Origin of the sequence: Thiomicrorhabdus marina, from assembly GCF_017571465.1 — a bacterium.
GTDB classification, from domain to species: domain Bacteria; phylum Pseudomonadota; class Gammaproteobacteria; order Thiomicrospirales; family Thiomicrospiraceae; genus Thiomicrorhabdus; species Thiomicrorhabdus marina.
This window is the reverse complement of the sequence record NZ_JAGETV010000013.1, coordinates 1-18,631: the sequence shown is the minus strand read 5'-3', so window position 1 is coordinate 18,631 and position 18,631 is coordinate 1. Positions and strand designations below refer to the sequence as shown.

At 45.1% G+C, this 18,631-nt stretch carries 13 protein-coding genes; 6 read left to right on the top strand and 7 right to left on the bottom strand.

Going from position 1 to position 18,631, the window contains the following annotated elements:
- Nucleotides 1-13: 13 nt before the first annotated feature.
- From J3998_RS08145 to J3998_RS08125, 5 genes are all read left to right on the top strand, one after another.
- Nucleotides 14-1,198, top strand: coding sequence for an aminotransferase class I/II-fold pyridoxal phosphate-dependent enzyme (locus J3998_RS08145; RefSeq protein ID WP_208149866.1), 1,185 nt, complete (start codon nt 14-16; stop codon nt 1,196-1,198).
- A 107-nt stretch (nt 1,199-1,305) separates the two neighbouring features.
- The gene (locus J3998_RS08140) at nt 1,306-1,737 is read left to right on the top strand and encodes a hypothetical protein (RefSeq protein WP_208149855.1); all 432 of its coding nucleotides are present in this window, start codon (nt 1,306-1,308) and stop codon (nt 1,735-1,737) included.
- 77 nt (nt 1,738-1,814) lie between these two features.
- On the top strand, nt 1,815-3,062 hold the full coding sequence (locus J3998_RS08135) for an efflux RND transporter periplasmic adaptor subunit (protein ID WP_243750661.1): 1,248 nt from the start codon (nt 1,815-1,817) through the stop codon (nt 3,060-3,062).
- A gap of 9 nt (nt 3,063-3,071) precedes the next feature.
- Nucleotides 3,072-6,254, top strand: a complete 3,183-nt coding sequence (locus J3998_RS08130; RefSeq protein ID WP_208149853.1) for an efflux RND transporter permease subunit — start codon at nt 3,072-3,074, stop codon at nt 6,252-6,254.
- Nucleotides 6,251-7,564: a TolC family protein gene (locus tag J3998_RS08125; protein WP_208149851.1), complete on the top strand. Its 1,314-nt coding sequence runs from the start codon at nt 6,251-6,253 to the stop codon at nt 7,562-7,564. The genes J3998_RS08130 and J3998_RS08125 overlap by 4 nt, the downstream gene beginning before the upstream one ends.
- Nucleotides 7,565-7,608: 44 nt before the next feature.
- Here the strand turns inward: J3998_RS08125 and J3998_RS08120 are convergent, their stop codons facing one another.
- The gene (locus tag J3998_RS08120; RefSeq protein WP_208149845.1) at nt 7,609-10,317 is read right to left on the bottom strand and encodes a cation-translocating P-type ATPase; all 2,709 of its coding nucleotides are present in this window, start codon (nt 10,315-10,317) and stop codon (nt 7,609-7,611) included.
- A gap of 12 nt (nt 10,318-10,329) precedes the next feature.
- On the bottom strand, nt 10,330-11,100 hold the full coding sequence (locus J3998_RS08115; protein WP_208149844.1) for a universal stress protein: 771 nt from the start codon (nt 11,098-11,100) through the stop codon (nt 10,330-10,332).
- A gap of 235 nt (nt 11,101-11,335) precedes the next feature.
- On the opposite strand from J3998_RS08115, the gene J3998_RS08110 reads away from it, so the two are divergent.
- Entirely contained in the window at nt 11,336-11,656 is a 321-nt protein-coding gene (locus J3998_RS08110; RefSeq protein WP_208149843.1) for a putative quinol monooxygenase, read from the top strand.
- Nucleotides 11,657-11,723: 67 nt separating this feature from the next.
- On the opposite strand, the gene J3998_RS08105 is transcribed toward J3998_RS08110, so the two are convergent.
- The 5 genes from J3998_RS08105 to J3998_RS08085 form a co-directional block, all read right to left on the bottom strand.
- Nucleotides 11,724-11,909 carry a hypothetical protein gene (locus tag J3998_RS08105; RefSeq protein ID WP_208149842.1) on the bottom strand — a complete coding sequence of 62 codons (186 nt, stop codon included), beginning with the start codon at nt 11,907-11,909 and terminating at the stop codon, nt 11,724-11,726.
- A 206-nt stretch (nt 11,910-12,115) separates the two neighbouring features.
- On the bottom strand, nt 12,116-12,817 hold the full coding sequence (locus J3998_RS08100) for a dUTP diphosphatase (RefSeq protein ID WP_208149840.1): 702 nt from the start codon (nt 12,815-12,817) through the stop codon (nt 12,116-12,118).
- Nucleotides 12,818-13,099: 282 nt separating this feature from the next.
- Nucleotides 13,100-16,594, bottom strand: a complete 3,495-nt coding sequence (locus J3998_RS08095; protein ID WP_208149838.1) for an ATP-binding protein — start codon at nt 16,592-16,594, stop codon at nt 13,100-13,102.
- A 44-nt stretch (nt 16,595-16,638) separates the two neighbouring features.
- On the bottom strand, nt 16,639-17,106 hold the full coding sequence (locus tag J3998_RS08090) for a hypothetical protein (RefSeq protein WP_208149836.1): 468 nt from the start codon (nt 17,104-17,106) through the stop codon (nt 16,639-16,641).
- A gap of 29 nt (nt 17,107-17,135) precedes the next feature.
- Nucleotides 17,136-18,389, bottom strand: a complete 1,254-nt coding sequence (locus J3998_RS08085) for a hypothetical protein (RefSeq protein ID WP_208149834.1) — start codon at nt 18,387-18,389, stop codon at nt 17,136-17,138.
- Between the last annotated feature and the right edge of the window lie 242 nt (nt 18,390-18,631).

Below are 18,631 nucleotides of genomic sequence, written 5' to 3'. Positions count from 1 at the left end.
GAAGCACAATTCAATGAGCCTACCCATTTCAAAAACCGCTGCACAAATTGCCCCGTTTCGGGTCATGAAAATTCTAGGTCAAGCCAAACAACTTGAAGCCGAAGGCGCAGACATCATTCATATGGAAATCGGCGAACCAGACTTTCCTTCCTTGCCATGCGTTCACCAAGCGGCAATTAAAGCCGCCGAACAAGGCTGCACTCACTATACGCCGACTTTGGGCTTACCGGCACTACGCCAAAAACTAAGCGCGTTTTATGCGGATTTCTATCAAGCCGAAGTGAATGCCGAACAGATTGTCATCACCCCCGGCTCTTCGTCGGCACTGCAGTTGGTTTTGACCGCCATCCTCAATCCTAACGATAAGGTTTTAATGGCCGATCCAACCTATCCATGTAATCGCCAATTTGTCGAACTATTGCAAGCGCAAGTAATTAGCGTGCCGGTCGATGCCGACAGCCAATATCAACTAACCGTAGAGCGACTGGAAAAACACTGGAACAGCGATGTTAAAGCAGTGATGGTCGCTAGTCCGGCAAACCCGACCGGAACCCTAATCGAGCAGGATGAATTACTAAAAATGGCACACTTCCTTGCCGAGCGCGACGGTTATCTGATTGTCGACGAAATTTACCAAGGCTTAGTGTATGAGCGTCCGGCAGAGTCGGTTCTCGCACATAATCACTTGCCGGAGAATGTCATTGTGATAAACAGCTTTTCCAAGTTTTTCGGCATGACAGGCTGGCGTTTGGGTTGGGCTGTCGCACCTAAGCAACTGATTGATGTACTCGACCGCCTTGGTCAAAACCTGTATCTTTCCGCACCGACACCGTCGCAATACGGGGCTTTGGCGGCATTAGAAAAAGACGCTTTAATAGAGTTGGAACAACGTCGACAAATTTTCCAACAACGTCGCGACCGTCTATACCAAGCGATGCAAGCGGCCGGCTTCACCTTGACAACACTACCGCAAGGCGCTTTCTATCTGTATTGGGATGTCTCGGAATACACACACGATTCCGAACAGTTCTGCGCTCAACTTCTGGAACAAACCGGCGTGGCAATTACTCCCGGCACCGACTTCGGTAAAGTTGCCGGTAACACTCATGTCCGGCTGGCCTATACCAATGACCGAATCGAAGAGGCTGTTGAACGAATTCGACAATTTATTAATAACTTGGGTGACACAAGTATTTAAGACTTCCGTCAAACTTTAAGGATTGCGCCGATTTAAATTTTTAGGCTATACTCGAAACCATTACGGAATCAACGGTTAAATCAAGTAACCGACTTCAGGCTAAAAGAATGCGTCAATCCACAACCTCAATGCTGCTTCTGATGGTGCTTGCCATCAGCATTATGCTTAGGCCAATTTTGGCAGAGGCAGCTTTGTGGACGCCATCATCTCAGCACGAACAACACATGGCGATGCAAGCCGAAGCACCGCAAATGATGGGCGAACACTGCCCATCGATGATGGCACAAAATGCCAACCATCAATCTCTATCTGCACATCACCACCATTTAGCCGCCAGTTATGATTTAACTCCCTGCGATGATTGCGGCGAGCAGTGCGACTGCGTCAAACACTTACATCTACAGACCCTGAATTTACCAACCCTTGCGCCACTTGTTTTATACAACAACGCGCAATATCCCGTTAATGCCTATCAACCGGTATTGATTTCAGCACCAAGCCAAAACCTAGAACGCCCTCCAAGAGCTTTTAACGCTTAAATTTTTACTAACCGCTAATGCCACGGCTCAATGCCGAGTTTAGCGACGTTATCTCTATGCGTTAAAAGGAATTTATTATGTCTAAGCGACATCTTGCGCCATGGGTTTGGGCGCTAACCGTTTTCAATTTTCAAGCCGCAAACGGTGCTGATGGGCACACCAATCACGATACCGAAATACAGCAGATGGCTCCGGCCGACAATGCCGGTACACTCTACAAATATGTCTGCCCGATGCATCCGCAGATTATTCGAGAGCATGAAGGCGCTTGTCCGATTTGCGGAATGGATTTAGTTCGCCAAGCTTTCGAACAGCAAAGCAATCAATTGCAGATTGCCAGCAGTCAAAGCATGCCGAGTGACTTACGCCAAGGTTTTGCCATTCGTACCACACGCGTGCAAGAAACCACCATTTGGAAATACATTCCAACCTTTGGCAAGGTGGTCGCTGACGAATCCAAAGTGATCCACATCCACCCCCGTGCGGAAGGCTGGATTAGCAATCTCAGCGTACGCAATAACGGCGAAGCGGTTAAACGCGGCCAACTGCTATATAAAATCTATTCACCAGAAATCGTCGCCGCCCAACAAGATTACCTGCTAGCCTATAAAAAGTCGAAGATGCGCAACGGCAATCAAGCAATTCTTGATGCGCTTGAATCACGTTTAAAGTTTCTCGGCATTAGCGGCGGCACCATCAAGTCTTTGCAAAAACGCGGCCGTGTATTTGATGAAATTCCGGTCTATGCCGCACAAGACGGCATAGTCGCTAATCTGATAGTACAAAACGGCATGTATGTGCAACCGCAAACCGAACTAATGAGTCTTCAGGATTTAAGTTCGATCTGGATTGAGGCGCAAGTTTTACCGTTACAACAAGCATGGCTGACAGAAAACCTCACTGCCAATATCACCTCTAGTGCACTTCCCGATCAGCGCTGGGAAGGCGAAATCAGCTATATCTATCCGGTGGCCGATAGCAAAACTCAAGCGACTACGGTGCGTATTCCACTGCTTAATCAAAACGGCAACCTAAAACCGAATATGCTGGTGGACGTGGAAATCTTCGGCGGGCCGAAACATGGCGTGCTCGCAATTCCTCTGGAAGCGGTAATCGATGACGGTCAGCAAAAACGCGTGGTAAAACGTCTCGGCAATGGCAAATTCGAGGTCGTTGAAGTGATTACCGGCACGCAATCACGCGGTGTGGTCGAAGTGGTTTCCGGCCTTGCTGTCGATCAGGAAATCGTTACCTCTGGGCAATTCTTAATTGACTCGGAAAGCCAAATTCAAGCTAACTTACGTCGTTTGATTAGCGGCGAATAGGAGGCGATGATGTTAAATTCAATTATCGAGTATTCGCTGCGCAACCGCATCTTGGTATTACTGGTCAGCATCGCCATTGCCGTCTGGGGCTGGCAGTCGCTACATAAAACCCCGCTGGACGCCATTCCCGACCTATCCGATGTACAAGTGATTATCAAAACCAACTACACCGGACAGACTCCGCAAGTAGTGGAAGATCAAGTCACCTACCCGATTTCCAGCTTGATGATGTCGGTACCGCAAGCTAAAGCGGTACGCGGGTATTCCTTCTTCGGCGATTCCTATGTGTATGTCCTATTTGAGGACGGCACCGATCCGTATTGGGCGCGTTCGCGGGTGCTGGAATATCTATCACAGGTGAAAAGTACCTTACCGGCTGGCGTACAACCGAATCTCGGGCCGGATGCTTCCGGTGTCGGCTGGATTTATCAATATGCACTGGTCGACCGCAGTAATCAGCAAGATTTGGCGCAATTACGTTCGATTCAGGATTGGTTTTTAAAATACGAGCTGCAATCGATTTCCGGCGTTTCCGAGGTCGCCTCTATCGGCGGTATGTTGCGTCAGTATCAAGTGGAAATCGAGCCGAATAAATTGCGTGCTTATGGCATTACTTTGACGCAAATTCAGCAAGCAATTAAAAATAGTTCAGCTGAAGTCGGCGCTTCAGTTATCGAACAAGGAGAAGCCGAATATATGGTCGCTTTTAAAGGTTACGCGACGGGCTTAGAAGACCTGCAACAGATGACCATCGGCCTTAATTCCAGCACCGGCATTCCGATTTTACTCGGCGATCTCGCCAAGATTAAATTCGGAGCTGAAGCACGTCGCGGCATTGCTGAACTGGATGGTGAAGGCGAAGTGGTCGGCGGCATTGTCGTAATGCGCTCTGGAGAAAATGCTTTGGACGTCATTAATAACGTCAAAGCGAAACTGAGCGAATTGCAGAGGGGCTTACCGCAAGGTGTAGAGCTCATTGAAACCTATGACCGCTCGGCACTGATTGAACGCTCTATCGACAATCTCAGCGATAAACTAATTGAAGAGATGATTGTGGTCGCGCTGGTATCGATTCTGTTTCTGTTTCACTTGCGCTCGGCCTTGGTGGCGATTATCTCTCTACCGCTCGGCATTCTCGGAGCCTTTATCATTATGGAATGGCTCGGCATTACCGCAAATATTATGAGTTTAGCAGGAATAGCCATCGCCATCGGTACCATGGTTGATGCCGCCATCGTGATGATTGAAAACACCCACAAACACATGGAATTTTTTGAGAAACAGCAACAACGCTTGCCGAGCGTCACTGAACACTGGGCTTTGGTATTGAAAGCCTCCAAAGAAGTAGGCGGCGCACTGTTCTTATCCTTGCTGATTATCGCCATGAGCTTTGTGCCGGTGTTCGCTTTACAAGAACAGGCCGGCCGCTTATTCAGCCCTTTGGCAATGACCAAAACCCTGTCCATGGCGGTTGCCGCCGGTTTAGCGATTACTCTTGTGCCGGTGCTACTCGGTTATTTCGTACGCGGCAAATTGCCGAAAGAATCCAGTAATCCGCTGAACCGTTTTTTGGTTGCGATTTATAACCCAGTCATGACCTTTTTATTGAACTGGCCTAAAGGCGTGATTCTCTTAGCGACGCTATCACTGGCTACCATCATCTATCCTTGGCAACAACTCGGCTCCGAGTTTATGCCGGAACTAGAAGAAGGCGATTTACTGTATATGCCGACCACTCTGCCGGGGCTGTCGATTGGTAATGCGCAAGCACTATTACAACAGACCGACCGTTTAATTAAACAGTTTCCGGAAGTGAAAAGTGTGTTCGGTAAAATCGGTCGTGCTGATACCGCCACCGACCCGGCGCCCTTAACGATGATTGAAACCACCATTCAACTCAAAGACAAATCCGAATGGCGCGACGGTATGACCTTGGAAAAATTGATTGAAGAACTCAATCAAACCGTTAAATTACCCGGAGTGACCAATGCTTGGGTGCAACCGATTAAGACCCGTATCGATATGCTATCGACTGGGATTAAAACCCCGATTGGGGTCAAAATTTCCGGCGATAGCCTCAACGAAATCGAAAACATCGGTAAACAACTCGAAGCGACGCTGAGTAAAGTCGATGGCACCCTCTCGGCTTATTCCGATCGTGCCGAAGGCGGCCGTTATATTGAAATCCTGCCGCGCCGCAAACAACTGGCGTTATATGGTTTACAAGCCGCGGAACTGGCCGATATTCTTGCCACCGCAGTTGGCGGTAAGAAATTGCAAACCACCTTGGAAGGCCGTGAACGTTACAGCATGAATTTGCGTTACCCGCAAAGCTGGCGTGATTCCGTGCAAGCCTTGCAGACCTTACCAATTGTTACTGCCAGCGGGCAACAACTGCAACTCGGTATGGTTGCCGATGTGGTGGTGAAACTCGGCCCGCCGATGATTAAATCGGAAAATGCCCGTCTTAACGGCTGGACCTTTGTTGACCTGCAACCTGGCACCGACTTGGTCGGCTATATCGAACGCGCCAAACAAGCCGTTGCCGACAATCTTGATCTACCGACCGGCTACAGCCTGACGTGGAGCGGCCAATATGAATACCTACTCAAGGCACAACAAAGCCTACAACAGATTGTGCCGCTTGCTCTGCTGATTATCTTTGTCCTGCTGTATGCGATTTTCAAAGACGCCATTGAAGCACTGATGATTATGCTGGTAGTGCCATTCGCTCTACTCGGCTCGGTGTGGTTTATCTGGTGGCTGGACTTCGATTATTCGGTTGCCGTGGCAGTCGGGATGATTGCGCTCGCCGGCGTCGCCGCCGAGTTTGGCGTAGTCATGCTGCTGTATTTAAAACAAGCGATCAACCAAGCGATTGACGAAAACCGTCTCAATAATGCCGTTGAACTACGCGCCGCGATTCTGCAAGGCGCAGTGCAACGCGTGCGCCCGAAAGCGATGACTGTCAGCGTAATTGTCATTGGCCTGCTACCGATTATGTTCGGCGAAGGCACCGGCTCGGATGTTATGCAACGTATTGCCGCACCCATGATTGGCGGCATGATTTCCGCACCTTTGGTATCGATGATTCTATTACCGATACTGACTTATCTGTTAATGCTCAATCGTCTAAAACGCGGCAAGCTACAAACCGAAAACCGGACTGATAATCAAGGAGCTCACGCATGAAACTGACATCCATAATTTTGGCAACGTTCTGCTTAATGCCGTTGCCGACAAAAGCCGACTCGGCGCTTAAAGAGCTACTAATCATCGCCGAGCACAATCATCCACAAATCGATTATCTACGCGCGGCGGAAAATCTATCCTTGGCGAAAATTCAGGAACTGCAAGCGCAGCTGCAACCGCAGGTTAGACTGCAAAGTGAGCTCAGCTATACCATCGCCGAACATAAAAACTATCCGCGTTTTGCCAATACACTGGCGCTGAATTATCCGCTGTCAGACCCGATGCTCAGCGCCGGTGAAGAGGTTGCCATCAGCGATATGCAGAGTCAGTCTCTGCTGTTGGAAGCCGGCTTGCAGCAAATTCGTCTAGCGGCCGCTCAATCCTACTATCAATATTGGCAGGAACAGGCGCAACTCGACTATCTGCAACGCGAACGAGATTTTCTTATCGACTTGCTGTTTCAGGTAGAAGAACGCATGCAACTCGGCATCGAAGCCTTGGAGGACATGGCACAAGTGGAAAGTCGCCTACAGCAAAACCGGAGAACACGCCTGCAATCGCAAAGCAAGCTTGATACCCTGCGGACAGCTTTGCGTGAACAGCTTGGAATCATCGACCGACCGGAGATTGCATTGCCTTCATTCAATACTAAAGCGATTGCCGACGAGAAGCCGATTGTGCCGGAAGATTTGCTAGAGGCTTATGTTAATCCTCTCGAACAGAAGGCTTTCAGCACTCGAGAAGAGAGCATTTGGCAGTTGTTGGTGATGCATAACCCCAAAGTCGAAGCGATTCAACAACAAGTCAAAACTGCACGTAAGAAGATCGCTCAGCAAAAGCATTTCGCCGCACCGCGCATCGAAGCGTTTAGCGCGCTGGTGTACAACGATTCCAACCGTAACTTCTACGACGATATGACTGGCATCAAAGCTGGAATTCGTCTCAACGCACCGCTTTATCTAGCGGGTCAAGACAAAGCGTTAAGTGCCCAAGCCCGTGCCCAAATGCACCAGTTGCAAGCGCTACAACGCGATCAGGAAAATCAGCTCATTGCACTGGCAGAAAACAGTTGGCAACAAATCCGTAATCTCTATCAACAACGTGCTGTACAACTCAAGGCATTGAACACCGCGCAATGTTATCTTGAAACCATTGAACACGCCTTGGTCAGCGGCGATAGCGATACATTAGAATTACTCGAGGCGCAACGCAAGGTGTACCAAGTGCAAAGCAGCTTACCGCAAATCGAAGCACAAATTAGCCAACTGAAAAGCAAACTGTTTTGGGCTTTGGGAATGCCACTGTCATAAAACAGAACGCCATAAAAAAGGCGCTTAACTGCGCCTTTCTTATTTTAGGCTGTTGTCAAACCAAGCTTTTCGCGTTGACGCTTTTTATACCATTCGTGATTCAGCAACAGCAAAATCGGGAATGGAATCAGTAGCCATAGATATTCCAGTGGTACCGTTGCGGTATTAAAGACAGTCTGTACCGGTGGCGCATATAAAATCAACAAGACGATAATCACCTCGGTGCCGACACCGAACCAAATCATCTTATTCACGCCCTGCATATTCCATAGCGAATCTTCCCAAGAACGTAAGGTGAAGACATTCGCCATCTGACAGGTAATCGCTCCCAATAGCGTCATGGTCATCGCTTGACGATGATACTCGTCGGAGATATCCAGATTACCGTATTCCCAACCGGTCAAGAACAGGAAACCAAGGAAAGCGAACATCGCTGCCGCCCCTTCAAATACACCGTTCATAAAATAGCCGCGTTTAAACACTTCCTTATCAAGAATCCGCTCGTTCTTACCGACCGGCGGGCGTTGCATAATGTGTTTTTCCGGTTTTTCAGAACCTAATCCTAAGCCCGGCAACTGGTCAGTCCCCAAGTCAATCAACAAGATTTGAATCACCGATAACGGCATCGGTATTTTCAGGAAGAAAGACAACACATAAGGCACGATTTCCGGCACATTAGAACTAAGAATATAAGTGGTGATTTTCTTGATATTGAAATACACCGTACGCCCTTCTTCGACTGCCGCAACAATCGAGCGGAAGTTATCATCCAGCAAAATCATATCGCCGGACTCTTTGGCAACATCGGTACCCGAGCCCATAGCGATACCGATATCCGCTTGTTTCAGAGCCGGCGAATCGTTAACTCCGTCGCCGGTCATTGCCACCACTTCGCCATTATCTTGCAACAACTGCGCGATACGTAACTTCTGCGCCGACGCCATTCGCGCAAACAACAGATGTTCTTCTTTGAGCTTACTACGTAGTAAATCATCGCTCATATGGTCTAGGTCAGGGCCGGTCAAGACTTCATCGACTTTCAAGCCAATCTGCTTGCCGATTGCTTGCGCAGTAATCGGATTATCTCCGGTAATCATCATCACTCGAATTTGTGCTGAATAACATTGTGCAACTGCTTCTTTAACGCCATTTCGCGGTGGGTCCATTAAGCCCATCAGACCAAGGAATACCAAGTCGTTTTCGCCATCACCTTTTTTCATTGCGATTGCTAAGACACGATAAGCTTGTTGTGCCATTTTCTGATTTTGCTGCTCAATCTGCGCGATTTTATCGGCATCCATAGACTTGGCTTCACCATCGCTTTGCCAGGTCGTACACAGCGGTAACACCGCTTCAAGCGCCCCTTTAACCGCCAAAACAGGCTGGTATTCCCCCTTCGGCTTGACCAAAGTCGACATCATTTTACGCTCTGAAGAGAAAGCGTACTCTTGCTGCTTTTCCCAACCGTCTAACGAAGCTTCTGCTTTCTCGGCAGCTACTACCAGAGCGATTTCTGTCGGATCGCCAAAAGCGTTTTTCGCCTGATAATCAACCTGCGCATGGGTATTAATTGCCGCCAATTGCAGCATTTCCTGTAGCGGTTCAAAGGAACTTTTTTTCGATTCATGCGGCGAACGTCCCGGCTCTCCGGTAAATTGCCATTCGCCTTTTTCGTAATAACCGTTACCGTCCACCGAGCAGGCGCAACCATTTGCCATCCAAACTGATTTAACCGTCATCTCGTTCTGGGTTAAGGTACCGGTTTTATCGGTACAGATTACTGTCGCTGAACCCAGTGTTTCTACCGAATTGAGGTTTTTAATCAAAGCTTGGCGACGCGCCATGCGTTGCGAAGCAAGCGACAACGAAAGAGTAATCGTGGGCAGTAAACCTTCCGGCACATTGGCAACAATCAGCGACAAGGCAAAAATGGCCGAAATCAATAAACCTCGGTCAGAGAACCAACCCAATAAAAAGAACACAACACCCGCTGCTAACGCCAAAATCGTCAGGATTTTGGTCATGTGCTTGATCTCTTTTTCAATCGGCGTTTCGGTTTTTCCGACCTCGGCGGTCATTCGCGCAATCTTACCGAACTCGGTCGCTTCACCAGTTGCCACCACTACCGCCAAGCCATTACCATTGGTAATCGAGGCACCGGCAAAAACCATATTCTTGGCATCCAATTCACGCTTTGCGTCTCCGGCATTCAGGCTTCGCAGAGAAGGTGTCGATTCGCCATTCAGTACCGATAGATTCAAATATAAATCATTCGATTCAAACAAAATCGCATCGGCAGCGACCTTATCGCCCTCATTGAGAATCAAGACATCGCCGGGCACAATCTGCGTGGCATCAATGGTAACGGTTTCACCATTGCGCAAAACCGTCGCTTCGGAGCGCACCAACTTAAGCAATGCTTCCATCGCCTTGTCGGCTTTAAACTTCTGCCAAAAGGTAAAGGTGGCATTGACGAACACCGCCGCAAACACTGCATAGGCCAGAATATCATTGCCTTCGTCCGGCTGAAAATAGTGCGCTACCAAGGCCAGTAAACCTGCAACTTCCAAAAGAATCGGGAAGAAGCTGATGTACTCCTTGAGGTATTCGATACGGTAATCTTTTTTCTCTGTCTTAGCGATCTGGTTCGGACCAAAATCACGCAAGCGACGCTCAATTTCGCCATTATGCAGGCCATCTTTGCTACTTTTAACCTGTGCAAAAACTTTTTCTATCGGCTTTTGAAATATCATCGATGCGTCCTCTTAACCTTTCCACGGGTGGAAAATAATCGAATTGACACCGCTGTGATCACCAATATGGTTCAGTTCTTTTTGCGGATAAACACCTGCGCGAATCACTAACAAATCGATATTATTTTCAACCTCATAGCGCATTAACGCTTCCGCATCCATCGGCTGCAAAGCGTTGACCACTTCAATGTTATCGGCAGAAATATCACTTAAGGTTGCCAACTGCATAAAGGGCGCGGCCAGATATTTAAGGCCGGATTTAGTCGTCGCCTTGGCAAAGGCTTTTTCTGAAGAAAGATAGATACGGCCAACGCCATCGTTCGCCTTAAGCAATCCAAGCCAGAGCACAAATACATGCGGATTAATCAGTTCTTTGGAAACCAGCATTAGGCGATTGAAACTGCGAACGTGAGTAACATTTTTGACCTTGACGACGGCAATATCCGTTTCAATTCCAGATTTGACGATCTGCTCACTGAAAGAACGCAGGCTAGATTTTTGCCGCGTCGCGCAAAACAGGGTATCGACTGCATAGAGCTGGCAGAAATGTTGTAGCTGCGGCACCACTTCGCCTTGCAGAGTGACGACCTCAAAAGAGACATTATTAGCTTCGGCATACTCTTGCAGCGCCGCGACTGATTGCTGTACACGCTCCTCAGATTCTTTACCGTTATCAACAAATAACGCAGTAAAAGGCAGTTGCACCGCTCGTGCATAAGACAGAGCGTAATAACTGGCCGATTCGGAAAGTAAAGAACCATTAATCATGGAAACAACACGCATAGCTCATCCTCAGTCTAAAGACATATTGTTTAAAAGTATCAGCTAATATTTTTTTTAAAAGTGCTTACTAAGGAAATTTGCTTAACAAACCGATTAAAATTATTGGAAATCAATTACTTCCTGCAACTCGAAATTTTGTGCACGACAACAGCGCAAGATAATTTTTCAACAGCCCCAATTTGGTAATCAATTGCACTAAGATATGGCTCTTTTCAAGGAACCAAAAGAGAGAAAAATGTCTTCAAAAGTTTACTGCATCGCCGAATTTCTTCCAAAAGCCGGCCAAGAACAAGCCTTATTTGAAGTTCTACGCGCACTGGAACCGCAAACGTTACGTGAAGACGGCTGCATCCAATACCGAGTAACCCGACAAATCGCCAGTAGCTTTGCCGAAGGCACGGGGTTTCCGATTGTCTTTAATGAAATCTGGCAGGATATGAATGCCTTTGAAGAGCACTGCCAGAAAGACTATATCGTCAATTTCTTTGAACAGCAGTGCTTAGCTGAGAATGGCTTAGCGGAAAAATGGAACGTTCGCGTATTTAGCGACCAATAGCACCAATTGTTTCAGCGCTATCAAAAAAGCATTAACCGCTTAAAGAAGCGCAGAATAAGTTAATGCCTTAGTTAAATTTTTCATCTTCACGACTTAAACGCGCGTAGTGATATTTTTTATCGCGCTCTATCTTTGCTTGGCGTTCGTATTTTACCTGCTCACGATCAAAACCACCTCGTGCGTCAGAGGTTTCTGCCATAGCGCCTTGGCTGAATAGAACGGCGGAGCCTAAAATAAGTGCTAGTTTCTTCATGGATTAAACCCTCTACTTAAGTGAGATTTCATCCTACCAAGCCAGTAGCATTCGAGAAAAGAGGCGAGTTTTTATGAATGATGGACTGAAGCCTTACAAAAGTCTGCTCAGCGAATTTAAAAGCAAACAGCACAGCCAAAGAAACCAGCTGTGCCGTTTTTATATCCTACACAATAGCAATCATAGGATAGGCCTAGCACAAAACATTACGCTTTTTCGCTGTTGGCAAAAACCTTTGCATCCATTTCACTAAAGACCAGTTCCTTCAATGAGTGCAGTTCAACATCAGGGTGATCTTCTGCCACTTTCGTCACTACATCAAAGAAAACCGCATTATCTTCCCGGCCATCAGCAAAGACTTTAGTGTAGTGGACATCTGGATTTTTATAACCTCTCTCCTGCCTAAAGTGGTTCAAGAGATTTTTAGAAATATAGCTCGCATAAATGTCATCAATTCCCATCCCTAAACAAGCAAAAATTTCTGAAATCACCTCTAAATACTCGTCCATATGGCCTTGTTTTAGAGTACTTAACATCAGTTTTTTATAAAGCTCTTTAATCCCTTTAATCTGTACTTCCGTTTTTGCGGGATGTTTTCTTAAGGCATTGGCAAGTGAGTGCGTGACATTATCAATATATTCTTCTCTGACTGGTGAATCAGTCGTTAAATCATTCATGGCCTTAGAAATCAAAAAGTGCAACGTATCGATGGTTTCGACTTTCAGATTCGCTATATCCGCGTCCATTGACTTCCACCACTTCCAAGGCGTGCTATCGATAGCTTCCGCGCACTCAATAACAATCGCTGTCTCCCAATCATTTCCATTACTTACCCAGTTAGCAATGGTTGCTTCATTCAAATCATCCTGTAATTGAACCAGGTGTTTTGATCTTGCTAAATAATCCAATGGTGATGTCCTTTTTCTTATTTTGAATATTTTAATGATGCAATAATATCACCAATTATCCTAGGTTACGGGACTTAACGAAGCGCAAAATAAGTCCTCATTGATTTCAAAATCTCGTTTAAGGAAACACAGAGTAAGTCCCCATTGACTTCATGCAAAGTAAAATTTTGGGTAAGCAAGGCGTCTGTTTACAGTCATATCTAGAACTGGCAAAAACAGACAACGCCCTTTACAAAGCCCCTGTCTCGACTTCCCCCTTCGGGCGTCGGCTTCTGTGTTTCCTTAACCTAATGAATTGTTCTGTGCTGCTCCGATTACCTTACCAATAGTTTGGTACAACGCCTCTGGAAGAACCGGCTTGGTAATAAAGTCGTTTATTCCAATAGCCATACTACGATCAATTTCTTCTTGGAACGCGTGGGCAGACAAAGCAATAATAGGGAGGGAGTTATATCGTGATTCCTCACGTAACCGAATAGTTGCATCATGCCCTCCCATTACAGGCATCTGCAAGTCCATCAAAACAACATCAAAATAATTATCTGGGTGAGAATGAATAACATCCAAAGCATGCTGCCCGTTATCGGCAACTTCAACCAACATGCCTTGGGAATGCAACAACTCCATGGCAACTTGTTGATTAATCGGGTTATCTTCAACTAACAAAACGCTTTTACCTTGAAGGTCAAAATTTGTCAGTGCCGAGTTTTGTTTGATTTCTTCCCCAGAATTTAAGAGCCATTCATGGAGCAGCTGACTCGGTGTCGTCAAGCAATGAATTTGCCCTGCCAGATCAAATTCAGTAATCAAGTTGACGATGTCTTCGATACCACAATTTAATAAGTAAGTTTTACTCATAATCTGCCGTTGTGTTTCTCGCATAAAAGTCAGTACATCTCTGGCATTTTCAAAACTTTCAGGAGACTCTAGGCCTTTAGATAATTCAATGAATATTCCATCAAATAACTCCAGACTATCAAAATCTAGCGTAAAAACGTCTGCTAGATCAAGCCTTGTAACCCTCACCCCTTTGCGTTTCAAATAAGATGCGACTACGGATGATTGCACGAGCAATTCACCAAACATTAGTACATGCTTATTTGCGGTATCAACATCCGGCTTCTCAACGTTTGAATTCTGCACCGGAAAACCTATGTCAAAACTAAAAGTGCTTCCTTTTCCTAGTTCACTTTTTAGAATGATCTCGCCGCCCATCAACTGTATGATCTGTTGTGAAATAGCCAATCCTAAACCAGTGCCTCCATATTTCCTCGTGGTCGATTCATCGGCTTGAGTGAATTGCTGGAAGAGTCGAGTTTGCGCCTCGGGAGAAATTCCTATTCCGGTATCTCTAACGGCAAAACTAAATTCTGCACGTCCATTCTTTTTGCTGCCTTGTACAGCAAGTTTGACTGAACCATATTCGGTAAATTTGGCTGCATTAGATAATAAATTGGTGATGACTTGCTGTAGTCGCAAAGCATCTCCCACAATCCACTGCCCACCTCTCTCAAAATCAGGCGCATCAAAATCCAAGATAAATGCAAGCTTACTCTTTTGATTAGATTCGGCGATTAACTCCATCTGATTCAATAATAAGGTTTCCAGATCAAATGCGACTTCTTCAAGCTCTAAATTGCCTGAATCAATTTTTGAAAAATCGAGAATATCATTAATGATCCCCATTAAGGATTCGCCCGCTCGCTGACTCTTTTGCACATAATCGCTCTGGGTTTTAGTCAAATCCGTTAACTTCAGGAGGTGAAGCATTCCTAATACAGCATTCATTGGCGTGCGTATTTCGTGACTCATATTCGCTAAAAAACGGCTTTTTGCTTTTGCAGCGGCTTCAGCATTATCTTTGGCACGAATCGCTTCCTCAGTTTGGCAGTTCAGTGCGTCAATGAGCGTCTGCTGTCGTTTATTATAAATTTCGTGTGAAATCATCACCGAGAAGGTCGTTTTAAAGCGTTCTAAATAACTCTGTGTTACTTCTATATCACCCACGACCAAATCTACACCGAAGAAACCAACCAATACCTCAGAGTGGTGAATAGGAACAATGATTTTCTCACTCCCAGGAACATCTTCCGGAAAAACCTCATCAAACAAAACGCTAATCTCTGGGAATTCAGACAACATTAATAGCGGCGATTTTTTAAATAACTCTATATAAAATTTTTCGTGGCCTTTTACATAAGAAGAACTCTCTGATTCATTATTTTTATCATGATGAGGAGGAACTTTAGCCAATATCTTAAAGTGAGGGTTATCTTGATCTAAAACCTCAACAACAAAACAACAATTTGCTCCGATTAGGTTCTGCATCTGCTGTAAGAAACCTTCCCAAATTACTTGAATATCAACCACTTGAGCCAATGTCGTTTCGGTGGCATCTTTTAAAATTTCCACCAAATCTTTTTGTTTGTTTTCCAATACTTTTGCATTATGTTTCTCCGTAAGATCGGATAACAATAAAAGAGACAACCTTTCATTTCCCTCGCCTATTTCTACCGCTGACAACTCAATGGGAAAAGCGTTTCCGTTATGTTTGATTCCGGTAATTTCTTTAGAAAAAACGGGTTCTTTATTTACCGTTTTTAGGAAATCAGCCAGTAGAGGCGATAACTTTCTAAGCGGCTGTTCTTGAATCTCCTTCAAGGAATAACCAAACATCTGCAATGCCTGATTATTAATCATATTAATATTTTGTTTTAAATCGATCTGCAGAATTCCCACAGGGGCATGCGCCAACAAGACTTCATTTTGGCGAAGAGGCAAAATGGCGTGCTTTCTAATTGAAAAAATCGATGCCAACATTAACAGCAGCATGAATAGCGATAATGCAATCACTCCAAATGAATAGCGAATTCCTTCATTGTATAGATCATCTGATTTCTGAACCAACTGCCTAAAAAGCTGGTCTCTTAAATTCTGGGGATACACTTGAAGTTGATTAAGCTCGGAAGGCAACACCACTTTATCTACTGCATAAGAGGCTTTCTTGTAGGGAGTCTGGCGTTGCTTTAAAGGCAAAGCAATTTGTCTAAGCTGCTGCAAATCTTGGGCAACTCTTAGCATCCCATCTGTTAATTCAGGATATTCAGCGGTGAGATTCGCACTCGGCTGAATAAGAATTGAGGTTTTTGACAATACAAACAGGTAGTTCTTAATTATTTCCCAATCGGGATCAGAAGGGTTATGGCTATAAAGGGAAAGAGAGGCCGCTAATTTTTGCAAGTTAGTTTGCCAATCATTTAATCGAATAATGAATAAATATAATTCATTAACAAATGGATCAAAATTCGCCTGAGACGAAGCTGACTGAAGCTCGTTTACCAATTGAATACTGGCTTCATCAATCGCCAGAGAAAACAAATCATAATTTGAACGACAGTCAGATGAAGTATTTTCAAGGCAAGAAAGAAAATCCTCTCTCGAAAATTGAACTTCTTCTAAAACATCTTGATGAATCGGCTTCCACTCGAATTCGACATCAAGTACTTTTAAATTTCTGTGTAATTTCTCTGCGTTACTCTTCTCGCTAATTTGGTTTATCTTATCTCGATTGCCAGAACTTAATCCTTGAATAGCCAATTGTTCAGACAACAATGCATCGTAAACATTCAAACCCGCTTGGAATTTATGCAAATACAACTGCCAATTTTTTTGAGCTTGAATCTGACTATAATTCTGATAGTTAATCCAACCAAAAACCCAGATCAACAAGACCAGAATGAGAAGCGATAGGCTATTAATAATATGTGTTTTATACATTGGTTCTAACCCCCAGACTCGCAGTCAACGTTTGGCCAACTCATTTAATGTGTCACCGTAACTTGTTGAAGATTCGAATCATTCATCATAACAAGCGGCAAGTAACCTATAGCCCCAGGGGTTTCATATAAGCGTTTCAACATTTTGTCGGTTCCATCCACTTCTTCCGGCATTGATCCCGTTCCACTGAAAATTAAACGGCTCCATGCATGCCTTAATTGGGTAGTCGACATATTTAGATTCTCTTTAACAAAGACTCTGTGAAACTCATTGCTTCCTGATAAAACAAATACCGAGATCGGCTGTCCATTACGCCATACTTTCTGACGCATTTTAAAAATACGACTCAACTCAGATACACTTAGTGTTACCGGAGCTTTAAGATTCGCAACCACAACAACCTTTTCAGGGTCCAGCGGGGCAGCTTGCACAAGAAAGGGTGTTCCCAATAGCACATACACAAAAATAGACGCACGAACTAGGCTCAACTTGATGTTTCTCTGGTTTTTCATATATCACCACCTAACAGCTAAGCGACTACTTAAAATAGATACGTTAACGTTGTCCCCCAGAACCCCCAATTCTCTTTTGCAGAAGTTCTTGACATCCCGTTAAAATATGGCAGTAAACCAATCCCATTATTGTCAGAATATTGGGAAGAAAGTGACCAGTCTTCTGTCATGTTCCAGCGGAAAGCCAGCGAATTGGAGGTTTGTTTAGAATCCTTAGAATTACCTTCACCAACTCGGTAGTTCTCATGAGTGACATACCATGTCCATTTAGGAGAGAGTTCCCAACCAAGCTGAACATAATAGCCATGAATATCTAAAGATTCATTGACTGGGCTCGTTTGAGTAAATGAAGGATTAAGCGTTGTTGTGGTACGAGAGTCCCCTTTAAATGCCAGTTCTCCTCTCTCATATTCACTCCGAAAAATGAACTCCGCCCATTTATATTCAACCGAGAGTAGATATAAATCTGCCACGACATCAACATTGAGATTGCTCAAGGCGGTGTATGGTATTGGGCCAAAGTTAGGATCGTTATAAACCCCTTGAGATGAAATCGCTCCTTTCACTGAGGTTGACGCTCTTAACCCACTGGCTCCAACCTGTAAACCGGAAACGTTTGCCGGGCGGAAAAACAATCTGGCTCCCTGCTTTCTTATATGGTCAAAGTTCAGATCATCCATTTCTTCCGTGACAAGCCCATCGATAACGCTACTCTCACGTTTTCCTGCATAAGCATCGAATTCTATTTCACCAGATTTAGTAAACCACTCCCCATAAAGGTTCACACCATCAGTAGAAATCATAAAGTCTCTTAAGCCTTCGAGATAAACCGAGTTAGGAACCGTAAATCCTGGCCGTGAAGTTGGAATATCTCTCACTCGGTTAAACAAGCCATATGGCGTTTTAACCCGCCCGATACGAATCCCTTTATTGGAATCGGCCTGCGGATAATTATATTCAGCCAATAAAAAATCAACCTTAGGTTTCCCATCCTCATATTGGCCAAGCTTCTGAGAAAGCACTTGCCCATTCATTCGAAAATTATCAGTAGCGAGCCAATTCACATTTAAAGAAAGCTCTCGCATATCAAACGACCCATCAAGAGACTTTTCGGTCAAATAAGGGTTCTCCCACGATTTGATAAAAGATTGGGAAACAAACCCCTTGTAAATAATATTATCTGTACTGTTTTTTTCATCAGCCAATGAAGTGAGAGGAATTCCTAACAGGCATGAAAAGAGAAGTGCCGGAAAAGATTGACTTAATAAAACAGGCTTTTTCATAGCACCCCCTTACACTTCACATTCACTGTGTGCCAAACAACAATGTGTGGTTATCGAATATTCATAACCCAATTCAGCAATTCATTTTTCCAGCCGACTAGAAACCTAAGGAAGCGCAGAACAAGTCCAAATGACTTCAGGCAAAGAAAAATTTAGGCTAAGCAAGGCGTCTGTTTGCAGTTATGTCTAGACCTGACAAAAAGAGACAACACCGCTTAGCCAAATTTTGCAAAGCCCCTACG